The following is a 20594-nucleotide window of genomic DNA, read 5'->3' on the forward strand; positions in this document are numbered from 1 at the left end:
TTTTGCCCAAGGAAAACGCATGTCTGCAACTCGTTATTCACGCCTGGCTTGTGCATGGTTGTTGTCAGCAACGGCTACCTGTGCCGCTGAGCCGGTCACGCTTCAGATGTACTACCCGATTGCGGTCGGCGGTAAAGTCAGTCACACCGTGGAATCGCTGGTCTCCGACTTTGAACGTACCCATGCTGATGTGCACATCCAGCCGGTTTATACCGGTGATTACGCCACCACCGTCACCAAGGCGTTAACCGCCTTTCGCGGTGGCAATGCGCCGCAGATGGCCGTAATGGGGGATATCGAAGCCTATTCGCTGATGGATGCTGGCGCGATTGTTGCCGCCAGCGATTTAGCGAACGATGACGCGGGCAAGGCGTGGCTTACGGGATTCTATCCGGCGTTTCTGCGTCCTATCGATGGCAAAATATGGGGCGTCCCGTTTCAGCGCTCGACGGTGGTGCTGTATTGGAACAAACAGGCCTTTGAAAAAGCCGGGTTAAACGGGGAGACGCCACCTGCCACGTGGCAGCAAGTGGTGGATTTCGGGAAAAAGTTAACGCTTAAGGACGCCAGCGGCGTGACGCAGTGGGGGATTGAGATTCCGTCAACGCCAAATGGCTACTGGAATTTTCAAGGGCTGGCGGCGACCAACGGCGGTCATCTCGATAACGGCAAAGGCACAGCGGTCACGTTCAATACGCCAACCAATGTAGAAACGCTGCAGTGGCTGACCGATCTGGGGCAAAAAGAGCAGGTCTCACCGAAAGGCACGGTGGCATGGGGTACCACGCCGCAGGACTTTATTAGCGGTAAAACCGCGATGATGGTCACCACCACCGGTAATTTGGCTAACGTGCACGAGAATGCAAAATTCCCGTTTGGTGTTGCGATGCTGCCGGAGAAAACCCAGCGCGGCAGTCCCACCGGCGGCGGTAACCTGTATGTGTTCAGCAGCGCCTCGCCGGCGCAGCAGAAAGCGGCCATGACGTTTATCCGCTGGGTCACCTCACCCGAACAGGCTGCGCGCTGGAGTATTGCCACGGGCTATGTGGCAACGTCGCCCGGCGCGTGGGACACCCCCGCGATGAAAGCCTATGTCAAAGTGGTCCCGCAAGCGTTGGTGGCGCGCGAACAGCTGAAATATGCGCAACCCGAACTCTCTACCTATAACAGCGTGCAGATTCAGGAGACGTTGAATCACGCCATTGAAGCCGCCGTCACCCAGGCTAAAACCCCGGCAGAGGCGTTGGAGAGCGCGCAGAAACAAGCCGACCGCCTGTTGAAACCCTATCAGTGATGCGCGCGCTGGCTTTGCGTACCGCGCGGACGCGCTTACTGTCCGCGCAGATCTACGGGTATCTGCTGTTACTGCCAGCGATGAGTTTCTTGCTGCTGTTCACGCACTATCCGGCGATCGCCACCCTGTGGGAGAGCGTATTCAGCGCGTCGCGAGCCAACCATCCAGCCCATTTTGTCGGGCTGGATAACTACGCGGCCCTGCTGGACGACGATATCTTCATTCAGTCGCTGTGGAATACGCTGCGCTATGCGCTGATTACGGTGCCGCTGGCCGTCATGCTGGCGCTCCTGATGGCGCTGGCGGTTAATCAACGCCTGCGCGGCACGTCGCTGTTGCGCGCCGCGTTTTTTATTCCCTCACTGCTGCCGATGATCGCCATCGCCAATCTTTGGCTGTTTTTCTATACGCCGCAGCTCGGGCTATTAAACAAGTGCCTTGCGCTGTTTTCGCTGCCTGCGGTGAATTGGCTGGGCGAGCCGGATACGGCGCTCTACAGCCTGATGGCGATATCAATTTGGCGGGAAGCGGGCTTTTTTATGATTTTCTATCTCGCCGCGCTGCAGCAAATCGATCCGCGCTTAGGCGAGGCGGCGCAAATCGAGGGGGCCTCGCGGCTGTACTTTTTCCGCCGCGTGCAGTGGCCGCTGCTGATGCCGACCACGCTGTTTGTCCTGATTAATGCCGCCATGAACGCTTTTCGTATTGTCGATCAGGTCATCGCGCTTACCAACGGCGGGCCCGATAACAGCACCAGCCTTTTACTGTTTTATATCTATCGCACCGCGTTTAGCTACTGGAACCTTCCCGCGGCGGCGGCCATGACGGTGGTGCTGCTGGTGATCCTCGCTGCCGTTGCCTTGCTGAAATTCAAACTGCTGGATAAGCGAGCACACTATCAATGAAAACGCCGTTTTCGCTGGGTCGCCTGGCGCTGAATATCACCCTCTGGCTGGCGGCACTGCTGTGGTGTTTGCCGATTCTCACTGCCATCTGGGTCGCCATTCATCCCACCGCGCAGCAGGGCCGCTTCGAACTGTTCTCACCGCTGACGCTGGAGAATTTTGTTGCAGCCTGGCACGCCGCGCCGTTTGCGCGCTACTTCATCAACACCACGCTGCTGGTGCTGATGATTGTGGGGGTGCAGTTGGTTCTCGCGACGTTGGCGGCCTATGCGCTGGTGCGGTATAAGTTGAAATTTGGCGGTGTGCTGTTTGCGTTGATTCTGCTGCAGCTGATGATCAGTCCAGACGTGCTGATCCTCAACAACTATAAAACCATCAGCGCGCTGGGACTGCGTGACACGCTGACCGGTATAGCCCTGCCGTACTTTGCCTCCGCCTTTGCCATTTTCCTGCTCAGGCAAACCTTCAAGGGGATACCGCGCGTGCTGGAGGAGGCGGCAATTATGGAAGGGGCCAGTCGCCTGTATATCTTACGTAAGCTGTACGTGCCGCTGGCGAAACCCACCTACATGGCCTTTGCGCTGGTCTCGATCAGCTTTCACTGGAACGATTTTCTTTGGCCGCTGGTGATTGCTGATTCAGTCAATGTGCGGCCGCTGACCGTTGGCCTACAGCTGTTTTCCGCGCCGGAGCAAGGCGTGCAGTGGGCATTGATAGGTGCAGGAACGCTGATGACCACGCTGCCGCTGCTGGTGCTGTTTCTGTTGTTCCAGCGTCAGTTTGTGCAGTCTTTTATGCGAGCGGGTATTCGTTAAGGAGAAAAGGGGATGGATTGTCCGTGTCCATTGACCGCCACCCAGCGCGCGCTGCTGGGCAACGTCGCCGCGCTATTCACGCCGCCAGCGGTGGGGCAGACGCTACGCGATAGCACGACCTTGCGCTTTGGTCTGATGACCGATCCGCAATATGCCGATGTGGATGCCGACGTCGCGCAGCACCTCTATTACCGCCATGCGCTGCAAAAGCTGCCGCAGGCTATCGCGGCCTTTAACCAGCTGCCGCTGGATTTTGTGGTGACGTTAGGGGATATCGTTGATCGCCAGGCCGACGATTATGCTGCCGTGCTGCCGCTCTATACGCGGCTCATTCATCCCCATGCGGTGGTGTTGGGCAACCATGACGCGCTCGCGCTCACCACACTGCTGGCCGATCGCGCCGCATTGCCTAAGCACTATTACGCCTTTCGTCTGCCGGGCTGGCGTTTTGTGGTTTACGATGGCAATGACGTCAGCCTCTACTGCAACGCCCTTAACGGCGATGATCGCTATCAGGCCGAAACGCTGCTGAACGCGCTGCGCGCGCAGGGGCAGCCGCAGGCCGAGCCGTGGAATGGGGCGGTCGGGCAGCAGCAGCTGGCGTGGATTGAACAGCAGCTTCAACAGGCGCAGCGCTGCGGCGAACGCGTTATCATCTTCGGGCATTATCCGCTCGCGCCACTGACGCGGCATAACTTAATGAACAGCAACGTGTTAGTCGATCTCGTTACTAGTTACAACATACCTTGCTGTTTTGCAGGACACGATCACAAAGGCAATCATGCCATTATCGGTCAGTCAGGGTTCGTGACCCTTAAAGGCATGCTAAACGGCCCTGATGCGGTACCTTTTGCCGTCGTCGAAATCACCAAGGACCGGGTCGCTATTCAGGGATTTGGCGGCGAAGCCAGCACCTGCTTCGCCATCCAGGCGCGTTAGCGGGCGCGGGTTAACGTCGGTGTTGCCTGCTGACGGCGCAGGGCGATCGCCTCGGCGCGCTGCAACAGCAGCTGCACATCCGCTTCATCAATGTCCAACAGTTCGCCGCTTTCCAGCGCCTGATGGAGATCATCGCGGGTAATGGGCACCGCAAGGGCGATATGTTGTGGCTGACTCTCAGTTGCAGCAGAGTGAGGGTAACGGCGACCCGCGATAGCATTAAACAGCAGCGCCAGCAGGGCCAGGCACAGTGAATTAAGCAAGACCGGCGTCACAACGAAGTGATAACCCAACTGCTGCACGCCGTCACCGCCTAACACCGCCGTGAGCGCAATGGCACCGCTGGGCGGATGCAAACAGCGCAGTTGATACATTGCTAAAAGAGTCAAACCCGCGGCGACCCCACACGCCACAGCCGGATCGGAGACCCACTGCGCAACAGTGACGCCAATCGCTGCGGCAAGCCCATTACCGCCCACAATTGACCACGGCTGGGCCAGCGGGCTGCTGGGCAAACCAAACAGCAGTACCGCTGAGGCACCCATCGGCGCAACAAACCACAAATTCACTTCGCCCAGCAGCGCATGGCTTACCAAACTGGTGAGCAGTAATCCCAACCCGGCACCCACGCTGGCAGTTACCCGCTGCCTTTTGGCAACGGGCAGGGGATGCGGCCATAAGCGTGCGCAGAAGGTCCGCGCGACAGTGAAAAGCGATGTAAACATGCAGGAACCACGTGATAGCCAAAAACAGGGGCGCAGATTGTCGCTGATCGTCCGTCACGCCACAAGCTCAAGCTTGGCTCGCTATCTGTACAGGTAGCGCACGGCGGCTTACCAATCCTTTTGGCATGTTGTATAGTCCGTTTTTTTTCGGAGGAACCATGCTGCCAAACTCATCTACGCGCCTGAACAAATACATCAGCGAGAGCGGAATCTGCTCGCGCCGTGATGCCGATCGCTATATCGAACAGGGCAATGTTTTTATTAATGGAAAACGGGCCAGCGTCGGTGCGCAGGTGTTCGCCGGGGATGAGGTCAAAGTTAACGGCCAGCTGATTGAACCGCGTAACGAAGAAGACCTGGTGCTGATTGCGCTGAATAAACCGGTGGGGATTGTTACCACCATGGAAGAGGGCGAGCGCGACAACATCGGTGATTTCGTGAATCACAGCAAACGCGTGTTCCCGATTGGGCGTCTGGATAAAGATTCGCAGGGGCTGATTTTCCTCACCAATCACGGCGATCTGGTGAATAAAATCCTGCGCGCGGGTAACAACCATGAAAAAGAGTATGTGGTCACGGTCGATAAACCGATCACGGACGAGTTTATCGCGGGCATGGCGGGCGGGGTGCCGATGCTGGGCACTGTCACAAAAAAATGCAAAGTGAAAAAAGAATCTACCTTTGTGTTTCGCATTATCCTGGTGCAGGGCCTGAACCGCCAAATTCGCCGTATGACCAAGCATTTCGGCTATGAAGTCACCAAGCTGGAACGCACACGCATCATGAACGTTAGCCTCAAAGGCATTCCACTGGGTGAGTGGCGCGATCTGACCGATGATGAGCTCATCGAACTGTTTAACCTGATCGAAGACTCGTCGTCCGAAGATCAAAAAACGCAGAAAGCGCAGGCGAAAAAGAAACCGGCCAGCGCTGCGAAAAAAACCGCGGGCGCGGCGCCACGCGGCGGGGAAAAACCCGCCGGAAAACCGGCGGGACGCCAGCGCTTTACGCAGCCAGGCCGCAAGAAAAAAGGGCGCTAGCGGGCAACGCCCCGCGCGGGCAGACGCGGGAACGCCTTATTTGTCGTTGCCAAAACCCTGTTTTTTCAGCGCGGGCAGCACGTCTGGGAAGTAGATTTTGCTGTAATAGCCGCTGACACTCTCGCTCCAGCTCTCGCCATCGCTGCGTCCGATGGTTTTCCAGTGCTGTACCATCTCGGCATTGTAATCCGCGATGTGCTGCGTCAGGCCATCTTGTTGATAACGCTCTTCATGACGGAAGGTCGGCATTGGCAGACGCGGCTTTTGCGCCGCCGGTTGGTCAACGTGACCAATCACCACGCCCGCGACCGGGAAGGTGTATTCTGGCAGATCCAACAAGGCGATCATTGCCTGCGGATCGCGGCGAATACCGCCAATGGGCACGATACCCAAACCTTCTGAGCGGGCCACGGCCATAATGCTGCCCAGCGCGATCCCCACGTCTGTGGCACCGGACACAATGCTCTCAATGCTCTGCTGCGCCACCTGCTGTTGATCAATCGCGTTCATTGCCAGGCGAGATTTGTGCATATCCAGGACCAGCGTAATAAACACCGCACCTTTGGCAATCCACGGTTGTCCACCGGCAATCTGCGCAATCTCAGCGCGCTTGGCGGCGTCACGTGTGACCACAAGAGACACCTGCTGTGAGTTCACCGAGGTGGGCGCGCGGTAAGCGGCCTCAATAATGCGGTCCAGCGCCGCGTCATCAACGGGCTGGTCGGTAAAGCTGCGCTCGCTTTTGTGCGAGGTAAAAATATCGATGAATGATTGCATGGAACCTCCTGATTGGGAGGCAAAGGTTAGCAGAGAGCGGACGCGGATGACTTAACCGTTATTGCCATCCGCAACTGATTATTTTGTATGAATTTTCCACACAGGCATGTGCCCGCGTAGTCGGGAAGGCCGCAGGCCTTCCCGCACCGTTAATCGCTGACTTTCACGACCGTTTTGCCAAAGTTTTTGCCTTTTAGCATGTCGAAAAACGCCTGCGGCGCGTTCTCCAGTCCTTCGATCATGTGTTCGCGGTAGTGGATTTTCTCTTGCTCCACCAGCGGCGTCATGGCCTTGAGGAATTCTGGATAGCGATCGCCATAATCCTGGAAAATAATGAACCCTTGCATCCGAATGCGGCGTTTCAGCAGGCCGCCCAGCAGCCACGGCGTGCGATCCGGGCCGTCTGGCAAACTGTCACCGCTGTTGTACGAGGAGACAAGGCCACAAATCGGGACGCGCGCAGCGGTATTGAGCAGCGGAAAGACCGCATCAAACACCTTGCCACCCACGTTTTCATAGTAGATATCGATGCCGTCCGGGCACGCTGCCGCTAGCTGCTCGGCAAAATCATCACGGTGGTGATCAAGACACGCCGAGAATCCTAGCTTCTCAATGGCATAGCGGCACTTCTCTTCGCCGCCTGCCACGCCCACGACGCGGCAGCTATGTAGCTTGCCCAACTGACCAACGGTTGCGCCCACCGGTCCGGTCGCCGCTGCAACGACCAAGGTTTCTCCCTGTTTCGGCTGGCCGATATCCATCAGACCCATATAGGCGGTAAAACCCGGCATGCCTAAAATGCCCAACGCCCATGAGGGATGCGCAAGGTTGCCAAGTTTACTGACCTCTTTGCCATCCGAAAGGGCATAGCTCTGCCAGCCGCTGGCCGACAGCACCCAATCGCCGGTTTTGAAGTCCGGATGCTTCGACTCTTCCACCTGACATACCGTGCCGCCCACCATGGGTTTATCGAGCTCAGCGGGCGCGGCGTAGGATTTGCTGTCATCCATGCGTCCGCGCATGTAAGGATCGAGCGACAAATACACGGTACGCAGCAGCATTTCGCCGTCTTTCACCTCGGGCATAGGCTGTTCCACCAGGCGAAAATTCTCTTTAACCGGCTCGCCTTTCGGGCGTGAAGCCAGCAGCCAGGCTTTATTTGTCTTGGGTGATTGCGTCATCGTGTGACCTCCATACATCGAGTAAAGAGGGAAGTGTAGTCAACTTCGCGCTGTCTGGTTTCATTACATCGCCAAGCTTATTCGAAATCGGGCAGGCTTGTAGTGTGCAACATATTTTGTTGCTATATAATAACCAAGAGCATTTAATAATAGCTTTGTTGCTATATATCATCAAAAAGTGAGGGCGTGATGTTACCGGGTTTGCAAGCTATCGGCGTGACCTGTCAGCAAACGCGCAAAGCCAAGGGGTGGACCCAAGCGGCGGCGGCCAGCCAGGCAGGGGTAAATCGCAGCGTGATTTCGCAAATTGAAACTGGACAGTACAGCGGATCGTTAAAAGCGCTCACGCTCTATTTAACGGCACTTGAATTGCAGCTTACGGTGCACCCCCTTGGCCTACCGCAGTGGGATCAGCTGGAGACACTGTTTAACGATGATTGATCTTAACCAACTTGCACAGCCCCTTCGCACCCTCGACGTCACGGTCGGGGGTGCCTACAGTGGACGGCTATTACATGAGCACGGCAGTTATAATTTCAGCTATGGGGCAGGGGACGCAGCGGCCGTTTCACTCACCATGCAGCCGTTCAACCGTCTCAGCTACAACGCAGGTCGCCTGCTGCCGATTTTTGAAATGAACATTCCAGAAGGCTACGTGCGCTATCATATCTCAGAGCGCCTGCGCCGCTACGTTTCTACTATCAACGACATGTTATTTCTGGCGCTACAGCATGAGACAGGCATCGGCGCCCTTTCTTACAAAAGCGCCCTTGCGCTGCCGCCAGCGGGTCCCGAAAAACTCGAGGAACTGCTGCGTTGGGACCACAAAGAGAGCGCCTTTCAGTATCTGCTTAACAAATATCTGCTTCAGACATCCATTTCTGGCGTGCAGCCAAAAGTCATGGTGAGTACCGAAAATCGCGGAACCTTGCTTTATCCGAATCTGATCGCGAAAACCGGAGATGAAGAGTTTCCCCGTTTGGCGGAAAATGAATTTGTCTGCATGTCGCTGGCGCGCGCCTGCGGCCTACCTGTGGCAGATTTTTGGCTCTCGGATAACAAAGAGCTGTTTATTATGGAACGCTTCGATATTCAGCAAAATACGCGGCTCGCGATGGAGGATTTTTGCGTATTGTCGGGCAGACATGCCGAGCACAAATACAGCGGATCTTATGAAACCGGTGCGAAGATCGTCAGCCTGTTTACACGCGATCATGCCCAGATCGATCGCTACTGGCGCTATGTGTTATTCAGCTGCATGGTTGGCAATGGTGATGCGCACTTGAAAAATTTCGCCTTGCTTTACAGCGATACGACAAGACAAAACCCTGTGCTTTCGCCACTGTATGATGTGGTAAACACGCAAATTTATCCCAGCACGGACAACCAGCTTGCGCTCAAACTGAACCGGCAGAAAGCATTTCCCAACCGGGACACGCTACTGAAGTTTGCACGCGAGTTAAAAATCGTTAAGCCGCTGCAGGTGATGGAGCAGTTCGCCGATATCCTGACCGATCACCTTTACAGCAGCGAACTGTTTCAGGGATTTCCGACGCTACGCCAGGCGATTGCGCAGTCGTTGGCGCGCTGTATGGCCACCAATAACCTGTTTCTGACCACTGACGTGAACGACCTAAAAAGCGTAAAACGGACCGATTGCTGTGAGCACCACGCACGCGGAGCAACCCAGCTACGCGCTCGATGGAACGCATAGCAAGGACAAGGGCTGCACGAAATCTTTTTATGGAGCCGGAGGGAAACAGCTAGGCCGGTGAGGAAATGTGATCTACAACACATTTGCTAAGCTGATGCGCCTGCCTGTGTGCGCGGCCTGCCTATGCTGAGCGCGGCCGTTTTTCCCCTGAGTGCACGGTTTATCCCATTAGCATGACTGAACAATTCTCGCTTGCGCAATTGCGCGGCTAAATCATTATTTTTGATGCTGAAACAATTTGACGCAGTTGTCAGCGTGAGGCGGTGACGTATTCTGGCAGGATACGCGGCACTTACCGCTTTGCGATTGTGTCCGCCTCATGCCGTGGTTTTCAAAAAACGCCGTTGTTTTTGCTGTAAAAACCTGTTTGGCCGCCTTTCTGGCACTCTACTTTGCTTTAGAACTTAATTTGGATAAACCCGCTTGGGCGATCACCACGGTGTTCATCGCCTCGCAGCTCTATTCGGCTTCCACCATCTCGAAATCGCTTTTTCGCCTGATGGGGACACTGCTGGGCGGCGTTTTTATTTTTCTCCTTTTCCCGCTCACGGTGGCGCATCCTCTGCTGTTTAGCCTGCTCATTTCTGGCTGGGTGAGCCTGTGTCTTTATCTGTCCCTGCATGACCGCACGCCAAAGAGTTACGTATTTATGCTGGCAGGCTACAGCGCGGCGATCATGGGCTTTCCCGACGTCACCACGCCTCTGAACATCACCAGCACCGTGCTCTCGCGCATCGAAGAGATCGCCGTGGGCACGATATGCAGCAGCCTGGTGCATGCGCTGTTGTTTCCGGTTTCGATGCGTCGCTTACTCGAACAGAGCGTTAGCCAGTGGTATCAGAACGCGCGTCTGATGATGAACGATCTGTTGTCTAGCGCGCCGTTACCGCAGCGCGACGCGATTTTGACGCACATGGCCACCAATCCACAGCAGGTCGAAACGCTCATTACCCACTGCGTGTATGAAGGCGATGCGGCACGTCGCCTGATCCGTTTGGTGAGCGTACAGTATCAGCATCTGTCTTATCTCATTCCGACGCTGACGGCGATTGAAATGCGGTTACAGCGTCTGGCGGTGCGACAGATCGCCTTTCCCGACAGCGTGGCCGTGACTTTCCGTCTGTTTCTTCACTGGCTGAACGAAGGCGAGGCGCCGGGCGACGTTAGCGGCATTCAGCTCGAACTGCGTCGCTGCCAGCAGACGCTGCGCACCGCGTGGCGCAGCGATGAACTCGACAGCGAACGCTGTTTGCTTTTTACCGGATTGCTGGAGCGCATGGCGGATTTTGTGCGTATTGCCAATGCGTATCAAAGCGTCGGCGCGTTAGTCAGCGATCTCTCTGGCGACACCACGCCCGCACGCGGCAACCGCACACACCGTTTTTATGACAAAGGGCTGATCCGACTCTCGGCGCTGACGGCTTTTGCGGCGGTGTTTGGCAGCTGCCTGTTGTGGATGCTTACCGGCTGGCGCGATGGGGCAGCGGCACCGGTGATGGCGGCGATCCTGAGCTCGCTGTTTGCCAGTCTGGATACACCGCTGACTTCCATGAAACTGTTTGTGCGCGGCGTCCTGGTTGCCATTGCGATAAGCGTTGTTTACGTGGCGCTCCTGCTGCCGCAGGCGACCTCGTTTGAGGCGCTCATCCTCTGTCTTCTGCCCGGTTTGTTTGTGCTTGCGCTAATGATTGCGCGTCCGACCACCAACATGATCGGCATTAGCGTCGCGATCCAAATTCCGGGATTAATTGGCCTGGGACATCACTTCACGCCCGACTTAGTGCTGCTGGTCAATAACGCGTTTGCTTCGCTGGCAGGGGTGATGGTCGCCGTAACGGTCACCGTACTGCTGCGTAATAAACGTCCCTCCTGGACGGCGCGGCGCGCGGTGCGGCAGGGCATTCGGGTGCTGCTACGCTTCATCAAAGAGACCGAGCGACATCGGGTGACGCTGTCAGGACGTCAGCGTTTTATTGGCTTGATGTTGGACAAAATCAATGTGGTGCTGCCGCGCCTGCATCTCGATCCACAATCGGACATGCGCTCCGCCAGTCTGCTGTTGACGGAGGTCTGGCTTGGTGTAAACAGTTTTGATTATTACGCACGCCATCACGCATTGTTAGCGCAGTATCAGGTGGACAGCGGACAGATGTATCACGAATTGGCACTGTTTCTAAAACGTCGCCTAAAGCTGCTGGACGCGCCGCCGCACGTCGACCTGTTGGACGAGATCAATTCGTTGATGCTGTTGCTGGAATACGTGGCGCGTCGCGATGAGCGTCTGCTGCCAGCGCTGCTGTACCTCTATAATATGCGGCTGCATCTCTTTCCGGAACAAGGCTGGCCGCAGCCCACGGCGCGCCAGCGCGAGCAGCTCCAGTATCAGGATTATCGGCAGCGCGCCTGGCAGCCGTACTCACTCTAGCCGCTGCGCAAGCGAATCAGGCTCTATACTGAACGCTCTGACGACACGCTGTGAGCGAGGAAAAACCACAATGATGAACCTTAAACGCGCGCTGCTGCTGGCAATGCTGCCGGGGAGCGTGCTGGCCGCGCCGCCTTTTACACTCCACTCCTCCGATTTCAACGACGGCGGCCTGCTCGAGGCGCGCTTTGCCGGCAATAAAGCGGGCAATCCAGCGTGCAGCGGTGAGAACGTCTCGCCCGCACTAAGCTGGTCCAACGTGCCTGCCGGCACGCAGAGTTTCGCACTGCTCATGACCGACCCGGTCGGCGCAAAGGGGCTCGGCGTCACCCACATGGTGGCGTATAACATCGCCGCTACTCGCAGCCACTTTGCGCAGGGGGAGCTTACGCAGGGCGCTGGCTATACGGGCGGCAAAAACAGCCCCGGTACCACGCACTATTACGGGCCTTGTCCACCCTTGGGCAGCGGCATGCACCACTATAATTTTGTGCTCATTGCTACCGATCTGCCGGTGAACCAGCTGCCGGCAGGCCTGACGCACGACGATCTGATTGCGCGTTTAAAAGGACACGCGTTGGCCGGTGCCACGATCGTGGGCCGCTTTACCAACGACAAATAGCGGCACGCGTGACAACGTCACTCAACCGGAAAGCGCGAGCGCGCCAGCGTGCCGCGCTTATCCAGCGGTCGTACTGCCAGCCAAAGCAGCGCGGTCGCCACCCAGCCCACCAACCACGAAACATCGTTGCCAGCAAACAGCCAGGTCAGAGAACCGTGGTGCAACGGGTTATCAATGAACGGCAGCTGAATCAACACGCCGAGCAGGTAAACGCCGATGCCCAGCTTATTCCAGCGGCCGTAGCGCCCATCAGGCTGCGACAGTGCAGGCACATCCACGTGACCGCGCGTCACGCAATAAAAATCCGTAAGGCTAATGGCACTCCACGGCACGAAAAACGCCAATAAGAACAGCAAAAAATGGGTAAACGACTTGAGAAAAGCCGGCTCGCTCAACAGCGCGATGATGCAGGAGTTCGCCACCATCAGTACCACAAAGCCGAGTCGGCTGGCGCGCCCGATGGCAGTTTGCTGGCGAAAACCTGAAACAATCGTGGAGAGCGACATAAAGCTGCCGTAAGCGTTGAGGGTGGTAAAGGTAATTTTTCCAAAGCAGATAGCGAAATAGATCACCATGGCCAGCGCGGGCGTGCTGCCGAGCCCAACAATATAGCCCACCTCGTTACCGGCAAACGCGCTGCCTGCCAGCGCAGCGGCGATCACGCCCAGCGTCATGGAGGCTTGGGTGCCGAGCACCGTCCCCAAAAATACCGCGCTAAAAACCTTTTTCGCCGGGATATCGGCGGGCAAGTAGCGGGAGTAGTCTGAGACGTAAGGGCAGAAGGCGATTTGCCATGAGGAGGAGAGCGACACCGCCAGCAGGAAATTCGCCACGCTGAAATGCTGATTCTGCCAGACGGCCGAGAGATCGTGTGTGATCAGCAGGGTTGAAAACAGGTAGGCAAACGCCAGAATGCCGATAACGCTCGCGATCTTACCCAGTTGATGGATCACCCGGTATCCCAGCGCAGCCACGATCACGATAATGGCGCTAAACGCGATCATGCCCGCCGCGTTGCTGACCTGCAGCAGTTTGGCCAGTGCCTGGCCTGCGAGTACCGTGCCGCTGGCGGAAAAGCCTACATACATCAGGCATACCAGTACCAGCGGGATCACCGCGCCAAACACGCCAAACTGCATACGGCTTGTGATCATCTGCGGCAGGCCGAGTCGCGGTCCCTGGACCGCGTGCAGCGCCATGATCGCGGCGCCCAAAATCTGCCCCACGAGCAGCCCTACCAGCGACCAGACGACATCGCCGCCCAGCACCACCGCCAGCGCGCCGGTTACGATCGCGGTGATTTGCAAATTGCCGCCTAGCCAGAGCGTGAACTGGCTAAATACCCGACCGTGACGCTCGGCTGGCGGGATGTAATCAATGGAACGCGTTTCTATCAGGCGGCGTTTTTTTGCCCCCGCTTCCTCGGCAATCGGTGCTTCCACGGTCATGGTTTCCTCGCTGATACATCACAGGCCAAAGAGAAAAGGTGCAGAAAAGCGGCAGGCTGCTGTTGTCGCTACCTGTATAGACAGGTAGCGATGGTGTCACGTGAGGATCAAACTGACAAGCAGGGCAGCCATCGGAAATTGTGATGGCCTCGGCAATGTTGGCGATAATCTGGCGCGGTTAGTGGCGCCCTTGCGTCCACGGATTTAAGGCGTCAGACGAGGGCGCGTCGTGCAGGGACGCCAGATAGAGCGCCTCTACCTCAGCGCGCGCCCAAGGGGTACGGCGTAAAAATTTCAGGCTGGATTTAACGCTCGGATCGCTTTTGAAGCAGTTGATGTTTACGCGTCGGGCCATCTCCGCCCAGCCGTAATGTGCCACCAGCGCGTTGATCATCATTTCCAGCGTCACGCCGTGCAGGGGATCGTTTGCATGCATGTGGGTTGCGTCTCACTTATCAAGAAGGCGGGCAGCGTACAAGAACGCTGCCGCCGCAGCAAATTTCAGTTCAGCAGACCCGCCGCCACGTTGACCGACAGGCCGAGGATCGCCAGATTAAACAGAAATGAAATCACCGATTGTAACAGCACCAGCCGGCGCATTTCCGTGGTGCCGGTTGCCACGTCGGCGGTCTGCGACGCCACGGCGAGGGTAAAAGAGAAATAGAGAAAATCCCAGTAGCCGGGGTTGGGGCAGGTTTCCGGAAAAATGAGCGGTGTGACATCAGGCCCGCGCTGCAAGTAGTGCTGATGCGCATAGTGCAGCGCAAAGGTGCTGGGAAGGAGCGCCCATGAGACCACGAGCGTACTGGTGGTGAGCAATACATGCACTAAGCGAGGCGTCCCGGATAGCTGCTTGAGCGTGGAGAGTTCACTTAAAATAGCCGCAATACTGATCAAACAGGCGACAATGACCATGCTCAATACCAGGGTGGCGCTCTGATCCTGCTGCCGGGCAATAGTGACAATGTCACCGCTAGCGGTGCGCAGCATGCGATACCAAATCAGCGCTAAATAGAGCCACGCCAGCACGTTCCAGCCAATCAATAGCCGCTGAAGCTGCCCCATGGAAGCGGGCAGCAAGAGGTAGCAGAGGAGGCCCACGCACGTCGCGCTCAGCAGCCGCAAGCGGGCGCGCAAAGGGAGGGAAAGCGCATCACGCATCAAGGTCTCACCGTTAACGCAAAGGGTGCGTTAACTGTAGTCGATGGCGGCGCAGCCGACACCAGCACTGTCTTACGCCAGAGAAACCCTTCTCATCAGGGAGCCACGTCTAACGTCCAGTGATTTTCAGCGAGTGTGACGTTATCTTTAACAATCTTAGCCTCCGCACGGAGGGCCGTGTCGTCAGCGGGCGTGACGCCCACATCGATGATTTTACTTCCTGAATCCGCAGCGATGTCCAGGGAACGCTCGCCCTGTGCCAGCACCCGGTTGTGCTGACGCACCGTCCATTTTAATGTGCTGTGTGAAAACGCTTGCGGCAGATCGTTAATCACCCAAAACGACAGCGTGCCCGGCTGATGGGCTTTCCAATTTAGCGTGTGCGGATCCAGCGAGGGCAGCAGCGGCTGATCGGCGCGCTGCAGCGCATAGTAACCCGCTTTAGGGTGGCGCAGGTAATCCACCACGCCCCAGTTGATCGAGGGCCAGGTTTCCACAAACATAAACTGAAACAGCGCCGTGACCGGCTGATAACGCTGGCGTCGGTAACTCTCTGCTGCGAGCGAAACCAGCTGCGCCTGATAGCGTTGCGTGTTGGCAATAAACGTGTGAATACTGTCTCCGCGGTCAATGCCGGCATTTTTAAAAGTCTGAATCGGCTGGAAATTATGATATTTCCACCGCGTCCGGTATTAAACACGGTACAGCAAGGCCATCGCCAGCTGGTGCTGGATTTTTCCCAAGTGGATTTTATCGACAGCAGCTGTTTGGGCGCGCTGATCTCCATCCTGAAATCCCTCAGCCAGGGGGGACAACTGATCCTGTGCGCACTCAACGACAATATCAAAAACATGTTTACGCTCACGCGAATGGATCGCGTTTTTACGCTTGCGCCGACCGCCAGGACGCGCTAAGAAAAATGCACTGAAGGAGCACGGCATGCGCCATGTCCTGCAGGAAAAACAACGGATGCTGCCGGCCACGCTTAACAGTCTGACGACGCTCAGCCATGCGCTGCGGCAGTTTCTGGCGCCGCTGCAGCTGAGTGAGGGCTGGATTTATCCGCTCGATTTAGCGCTGTGTGAGGCGGCAAGCAATATCATTTTGCACGGCTATGGCGAAAACGCGACGCAAACGTATCGCGTCCGATTTCATCATGAAGGCGGTGATATCCGTGTGACGCTGTTCGACACCGGGACAGCAGTGCCAGTGACAAGCTGGATGCCAGTGCATATCGGGAGCAGCATGAAGACCTCACGCTGGAGACGCTGAGCGAAGGCGGGCGAGGTTGGGCGCTGATTTTCGAAAGCGTTGACCGAGTAGACTATCAACGTGACGGAAAAGAAAACCGGCTGACGCTGTGGCGTGCCTTGCCGCCGGAGTTGAAGGGAAATTAAAATCTCAGCAGATCCGGCAATGCAGGGGAAAGAGGCGAGTCGCTGATGCGTTAACGGGACACGCTGCACTACCCAATTTAACATAATATACATTATGCGTATTTTGATGACGGTGACGGCAGCGACCGTTACTGGCATATTAACCTTGGCCGTCCTTATCCGGCTCGCCGCTGCTGGCGCATTTCATCTCGCGCTGTTTTTATGTTATTGGCGTTTTCGGCATCATACCTTCATGCACCTAACACCCGTGTTTATTGCTCCGCTTGTCGCTGATCTTTCAGGGTATCGATCACCACTGCGTTGACGGGAATGCGTAAGACACTGCTGCTGTGTTCATCACCCACGCTAAGCGTGACTGAATTGCCAAACGACGAAAGCGCCACCGTCACATCGTTGAAGCGCATATGGCCAGGCACACTGTCGTCGGGTGAACTTTTAACACCGTGTTTTTGCAGAATGTGGTTCCACGGCGCTTGCACAAAGACCGTGGCATGTTCGTGGCGGATACCCAGTATCTCCATCGTCCGATTGGCCGTGGCGTTGAAAAGACCATAAATTGCGGTTACATAGACAATGATAACCCCAGGGAAAACAATTTTTATCAATCGGATTTCCGCTCTTTTCTTCATGAGTTTTTCTACGTCCGGTATCACCAAATTCATCTGGGCATCTATCTGACGAATCCAATTCACAAGGATATAAGCTAGTCCGAGCATTAGCGATGCACAGAAATACTGAAGGTATTTTATGTGATTGTGTGGAAGTATCTCCGGTATGAGAAACACACTCAGAAAAGCTATTGCGTAAAAACAAGGCGTAAGCTTGGAAAAACGAAGATGGTATGGAGTTAAAGATTGACGCTTATAATTACGGGAAAAATGAGATCGATGACGGCGCCAGGCTATTTTTCCGCGTATCCAAGTCTTAAGTGAATGAATACCCCGCGTAATCCACGTCATGCGAGCCAAGAGAATAATCGGATGCAAGATTGAGAATCCGAGACACATCATAAAAAAGTAAACGGCCAGCGTCCCCATGGAAAACACGGTAACCACTAAAAAGATCCGCAGCGTATCGCTTAGCGACAGGCCATCGGGAAAGCCACCGTAGCGCCCGCAATAGACAAGCAAGATCGCCCCGCCCAACACAAAAGAAATTTTAGTGAGTACCGCAAGCCCTTTTTCCGTGAGTTCAAAAAACTTTTTTAACGCATCCATCCCTGGCCTTTATACGCGCATTCAAAAGCGAGCAGCCTAGCGAGGCGCGAGATAAAGTCAAGCATGGCTTATCTATTAAGCCGTCCCGATGACTATCACTTGCAGGTGTTACGGTACTGAGACCGTTAACACGCCAGCGTTTTCGCGGCGGTTGGTCCATTTGAGCGAAAGCGCACCGGCTCGGCTTGAGAACGTCCGGTTACCGGACTGCGTAACGGACACAATATCTTGTTTGCTGGGCAATGCCTGTAAACAGCTTGAGATCAGGTTCTGATGATCTACGCGCATCGGGCAAGGTGCGTTGAGGATTTCACCGCGAAATATCAACTGGCCACCCTGTGGTGCGGCGTATGCTGCGGCGTGATACAGAACGAAAACAGACAGAATGCTTGCTGCAATGAAATGGGATTGAGTCATGACATTTCTCCTGACATTCACTTAGGATCATATCGACCAAAAGCGAAGCGACTTTAGAAAAGCATGACGCAAGAAAGCCTGTCGCAGCACAGTTTATCTGTGACGCATAAATCAAAAAATGAATTAAAGCGCTCCCAGATTCGTCTCGAATAAAACTGAAAGCGCCCTCACCTTAATCACCGCGTTCGAGAATAGCTCAGGCAAGCGGCGTCGGTTTGGCGTCCGCAGCGGAGAACTTACCGTCCGCCAGCGCGTAAATGGCGTCGAGCTTGCGGGCAAACTGCACCGGATCGTGCTCGCGCTTGATTCTCTCCAACGCGTGCGCCGAGCATGCACGAATAACGTCGGTATCCTGCAGCACATGGCGTATATGCTGTTTCAATCCATCGATAATGCTTCTGCGCAGCGTCTCTTTATCGGCGGCTGTTTTGACATCGAGTTCAAACATGGCATTGAGTGGACAGGCAATTGTCCAGCCCGCCGCCGCGGGATTGATCTCTGGCAGTGCGCGTACGTTGGTCGTGATCACCGGACAGCCACAGGCTTGCATCTCCAGCAGCGAAAAACCGTAGGTATCTTGCCAGGTCGGTAACAGCCCTACGTGGGTCTGCTTGAACAAGGCGATGACCTCCTCATTCGGCAGCGATGATGAATGACGAAACATCCCGTCTGCCTTAATCAGTGATTCAATCTGCTGGCAAAAAGCCGCGTCATCTTGATGATCTTTAAGCGCAATGTTCTTTCGATTCGCCAGGTTGCCGACCAAATTGACCTGCACGCGGTTTTCAGGCAATCCCCCCTCTTCTTTCAGCTCGTGAAACGCCAGTACCACTTCCGCGCCGCCTTTGCGATAAAACTCATTCCCTACAAAGGTAAATATCACGCGTTCGCCCTGTACCTTACGGACGTTATCGTGCAGCACGCGCTGAGGGGGATGCAGCACGTGCAGCTTCGGCTGAATCCGGTTTTTTTCATTGGGAAAAGCCGCCAGCAGTTTGAGCTGTATCTGGCGGGTGGCCTCAGAGATCGCAATAATGGCTTTGCATTCCGGCGCGGCGACATACTGCAGCTGGCGATAGAGCTCTTTGTTAGCCAGTTTTGGCACACCCGCTTCGGGTAAGACGCGCGGCAATTCTGTTTCAAACGTTGAAAACCACGGGCGCTGCGTAGAGGCGACCTCGTTGAATAAATGGATAACCGCCCCTTTTTTCGGAATCAACACATCGGGCGGGCTAAAAATAAATTTTTTATTTTTCTTGTAAAATTTCTGCCTGACTGCGTTAAGCCAGGTCCACGTATTTGCATAGCGAAAATTACGGTAGCTGTGGTTATTATTTACCGTGATATTTCTTTTTTCCGGGTAACTCTTACCGCTAATAATTACCTTCATAGTCTCTCCTGGCCATAAAATGCACGGGCAGTTAAAGCAGTAATGTTTGGAAATGCCAATGAATACTCAAGCGTTTATCCATGCCGCGCTAGGAACATCAATGTGCGCGATTATTGGCAACAATGCCATTAGGAGGTATCTTAATATTATCTTTACATATGAAGTGACATTAGATGCATTGATAACACACTGTTGCGTAAATATTAAAAATTGCACATCAATGTAATATTTAGGCACACTTTTCGCCGAATTTAACCACCAGCAACCCCTTCCATCTAACAGGTTGAGCAGCGCAATCCGCCAAGGGAAATGAATTCAATATTCTGATTTTAAAAGAAATACATTCCCGACACCCTTAATGCACTATCTTGCACGGTATTGAAGCGCAGCGGCAAGCTGGACTTTTTTCTTGGTTATATTTGCTTACCACTTTCTCTCCTTGCGCTTGCTTTACAACCTCCACTTTTGCCTGACGGTTAAAATAATTAATCATTGTTGCGCAACGCGTGTAGCGCATGGCAAGAATAAACAGTGGAGATAATCACAGAAACACGAAATGCACTGGGGGAATGAGACGTAATAAAAGAGAAAATGCGGCGAGAAAACGTCGCGCAGTGACTGCGCGACGGGAGCGAAATTAACGGCTTACCTCATGACCAATTAAACCACCGATTGCCGCTCCGCCGAGCGTACCAAAGGTGCTTCCACCGGTAAGCACAGCGCCGCCCACGGCACCTACCCCGGCGCCAATGGCGGTATTGCGGCCACGGTGGGACATGCCGCATGCGGTTACGGACAAACAAATCAGGGTGACAATGGCGATACTGCAGCTGCGTTTTAAAAGCATCGAAATCCTCATTACCATTAAAAAATGGAATGTTATTATTTAATTTGATTGTTATTACGCCAGCATGACCTGCTGCGCGTTGGCGCTAATTTAAAGTGAAAGAAAATAAAGCGTAAGGTAAATATTCCTATTTTACAACGGACCTGGCATGCGCTCTGCTTGCCCCTGTGATGCCCTGCTCATCGCAGCGCCGAAGAATTTTTCATGTTGTCTGCGCTTTCTGAGTGAAGCCCCTATTTTACGGCCATACTGTAGCTGTTCACGCTGCACGACGTGCACT

At 55.1% G+C, this 20594-nt stretch carries 22 protein-coding genes; 11 read left to right on the plus strand and 11 right to left on the minus strand.

From position 1 onward, the window contains the following. Window positions 1–19: 19 nt before the first annotated feature. From LU196_RS18865 to LU196_RS18880, 4 genes are read left to right on the plus strand one after another with little or no spacing between them, the layout of a single operon-like run. On the plus strand, window positions 20–1294 hold the full coding sequence (locus tag LU196_RS18865) for an ABC transporter substrate-binding protein (RefSeq protein ID WP_232760074.1): 1275 nt from the start codon (window positions 20–22) through the stop codon (window positions 1292–1294). Continuing rightward, window positions 1294–2199: a carbohydrate ABC transporter permease gene (locus tag LU196_RS18870; RefSeq protein WP_232760073.1), complete on the plus strand. Its 906-nt coding sequence runs from the start codon at window positions 1294–1296 to the stop codon at window positions 2197–2199. Before LU196_RS18865 ends, LU196_RS18870 begins: the two co-directional genes overlap by 1 nt. Beyond that, window positions 2196–3014 carry a carbohydrate ABC transporter permease gene (locus LU196_RS18875; RefSeq protein WP_232760072.1) on the plus strand — a complete coding sequence of 273 codons (819 nt, stop codon included), beginning with the start codon at window positions 2196–2198 and terminating at the stop codon, window positions 3012–3014. Before LU196_RS18870 ends, LU196_RS18875 begins: the two co-directional genes overlap by 4 nt. A 12-nt stretch (window positions 3015–3026) precedes the next feature. Then, the gene (locus LU196_RS18880) at window positions 3027–3953 is read left to right on the plus strand and encodes a metallophosphoesterase (protein WP_232760071.1); all 927 of its coding nucleotides are present in this window, start codon (window positions 3027–3029) and stop codon (window positions 3951–3953) included. On the opposite strand, the gene LU196_RS18885 is transcribed toward LU196_RS18880, so the two are convergent. Continuing rightward, on the minus strand, window positions 3950–4678 hold the full coding sequence (locus tag LU196_RS18885) for an HPP family protein (protein ID WP_232760070.1): 729 nt from the start codon (window positions 4676–4678) through the stop codon (window positions 3950–3952). The genes LU196_RS18880 and LU196_RS18885 overlap by 4 nt on opposite strands. A 158-nt stretch (window positions 4679–4836) precedes the next feature. Here LU196_RS18885 and rluF point away from each other — a divergent pair, with 158 nt between their 5' ends. Continuing rightward, complete coding sequence (gene rluF, locus LU196_RS18890; RefSeq protein WP_232760069.1) at window positions 4837–5718, plus strand: 23S rRNA pseudouridine(2604) synthase RluF; 882 nt, start codon at window positions 4837–4839, stop codon at window positions 5716–5718. A gap of 36 nt (window positions 5719–5754) precedes the next feature. On the opposite strand, the gene LU196_RS18895 is transcribed toward rluF, so the two are convergent. After that, window positions 5755–6495, minus strand: coding sequence for a nitroreductase family protein (locus LU196_RS18895; protein WP_232760068.1), 741 nt, complete (start codon window positions 6493–6495; stop codon window positions 5755–5757). A gap of 149 nt (window positions 6496–6644) precedes the next feature. After that, entirely contained in the window at window positions 6645–7676 is a 1032-nt protein-coding gene (locus LU196_RS18900) for an NADP-dependent oxidoreductase (protein WP_232760067.1), read from the minus strand. A gap of 189 nt (window positions 7677–7865) precedes the next feature. Here LU196_RS18900 and LU196_RS18905 point away from each other — a divergent pair, with 189 nt between their 5' ends. The 4 genes from LU196_RS18905 (at window position 7866) to LU196_RS18920 (ending at window position 12437) form a co-directional block, all read left to right on the plus strand. Next, window positions 7866–8117 (plus strand): helix-turn-helix domain-containing protein, encoded by a 252-nt coding sequence (locus tag LU196_RS18905; protein WP_232760066.1) that lies wholly within the window; start codon window positions 7866–7868, stop codon window positions 8115–8117. Then, a complete protein-coding gene (locus tag LU196_RS18910) occupies window positions 8110–9390 on the plus strand; it encodes a type II toxin-antitoxin system HipA family toxin (protein WP_232760065.1) in 1281 nt (426 codons plus the stop codon). Before LU196_RS18905 ends, LU196_RS18910 begins: the two co-directional genes overlap by 8 nt. Before the next feature lie 319 nt (window positions 9391–9709). Further along, the gene (locus LU196_RS18915; protein WP_232760064.1) at window positions 9710–11815 is read left to right on the plus strand and encodes an FUSC family protein; all 2106 of its coding nucleotides are present in this window, start codon (window positions 9710–9712) and stop codon (window positions 11813–11815) included. 70 nt (window positions 11816–11885) lie between these two features. Beyond that, window positions 11886–12437 carry a YbhB/YbcL family Raf kinase inhibitor-like protein gene (locus LU196_RS18920; RefSeq protein ID WP_232760063.1) on the plus strand — a complete coding sequence of 184 codons (552 nt, stop codon included), beginning with the start codon at window positions 11886–11888 and terminating at the stop codon, window positions 12435–12437. A 17-nt stretch (window positions 12438–12454) separates the two neighbouring features. Here the strand turns inward: LU196_RS18920 and LU196_RS18925 are convergent, their stop codons facing one another. From LU196_RS18925 to LU196_RS20440, 4 genes are all read right to left on the minus strand, one after another. After that, complete coding sequence (locus LU196_RS18925) at window positions 12455–13885, minus strand: cytosine permease (protein WP_232760062.1); 1431 nt, start codon at window positions 13883–13885, stop codon at window positions 12455–12457. Between the two features lie 178 nt (window positions 13886–14063). Further along, window positions 14064–14321 carry a VF530 family DNA-binding protein gene (locus LU196_RS18930; protein ID WP_232760061.1) on the minus strand — a complete coding sequence of 86 codons (258 nt, stop codon included), beginning with the start codon at window positions 14319–14321 and terminating at the stop codon, window positions 14064–14066. 65 nt (window positions 14322–14386) lie between these two features. Continuing rightward, window positions 14387–15046 (minus strand): DUF1345 domain-containing protein, encoded by a 660-nt coding sequence (locus LU196_RS18935; protein ID WP_232760060.1) that lies wholly within the window; start codon window positions 15044–15046, stop codon window positions 14387–14389. A 95-nt stretch (window positions 15047–15141) separates the two neighbouring features. Then, entirely contained in the window at window positions 15142–15549 is a 408-nt protein-coding gene (locus LU196_RS20440) for a beta-mannosidase Man2 (protein ID WP_370641021.1), read from the minus strand. Between the two features lie 165 nt (window positions 15550–15714). Here LU196_RS20440 and LU196_RS18945 point away from each other — a divergent pair, with 165 nt between their 5' ends. After that, window positions 15715–15960 carry an STAS domain-containing protein gene (locus LU196_RS18945; RefSeq protein ID WP_370641022.1) on the plus strand — a complete coding sequence of 82 codons (246 nt, stop codon included), beginning with the start codon at window positions 15715–15717 and terminating at the stop codon, window positions 15958–15960. 25 nt (window positions 15961–15985) lie between these two features. Then, window positions 15986–16318, plus strand: coding sequence for an ATP-binding protein (locus LU196_RS18950; protein WP_232760059.1), 333 nt, complete (start codon window positions 15986–15988; stop codon window positions 16316–16318). 376 nt (window positions 16319–16694) lie between these two features. Here the strand turns inward: LU196_RS18950 and LU196_RS18955 are convergent, their stop codons facing one another. From LU196_RS18955 to LU196_RS18970, 4 genes are all read right to left on the minus strand, one after another. After that, complete coding sequence (locus LU196_RS18955; RefSeq protein ID WP_232760058.1) at window positions 16695–17660, minus strand: hypothetical protein; 966 nt, start codon at window positions 17658–17660, stop codon at window positions 16695–16697. 108 nt (window positions 17661–17768) lie between these two features. Then, window positions 17769–18077, minus strand: coding sequence for a hypothetical protein (locus tag LU196_RS18960; protein ID WP_232760057.1), 309 nt, complete (start codon window positions 18075–18077; stop codon window positions 17769–17771). Between the two features lie 196 nt (window positions 18078–18273). Continuing rightward, on the minus strand, window positions 18274–19467 hold the full coding sequence (locus tag LU196_RS18965) for a glycosyltransferase family 4 protein (protein WP_232760056.1): 1194 nt from the start codon (window positions 19465–19467) through the stop codon (window positions 18274–18276). 637 nt (window positions 19468–20104) lie between these two features. Beyond that, window positions 20105–20314 carry a glycine zipper 2TM domain-containing protein gene (locus tag LU196_RS18970; protein WP_232760055.1) on the minus strand — a complete coding sequence of 70 codons (210 nt, stop codon included), beginning with the start codon at window positions 20312–20314 and terminating at the stop codon, window positions 20105–20107. Window positions 20315–20594: the final 280 nt, after the last annotated feature.

It is taken from the genome of Pantoea sp. Mb-10, assembly GCF_021272205.1.
Lineage (GTDB): Bacteria > Pseudomonadota > Gammaproteobacteria > Enterobacterales > Enterobacteriaceae > Pantoea.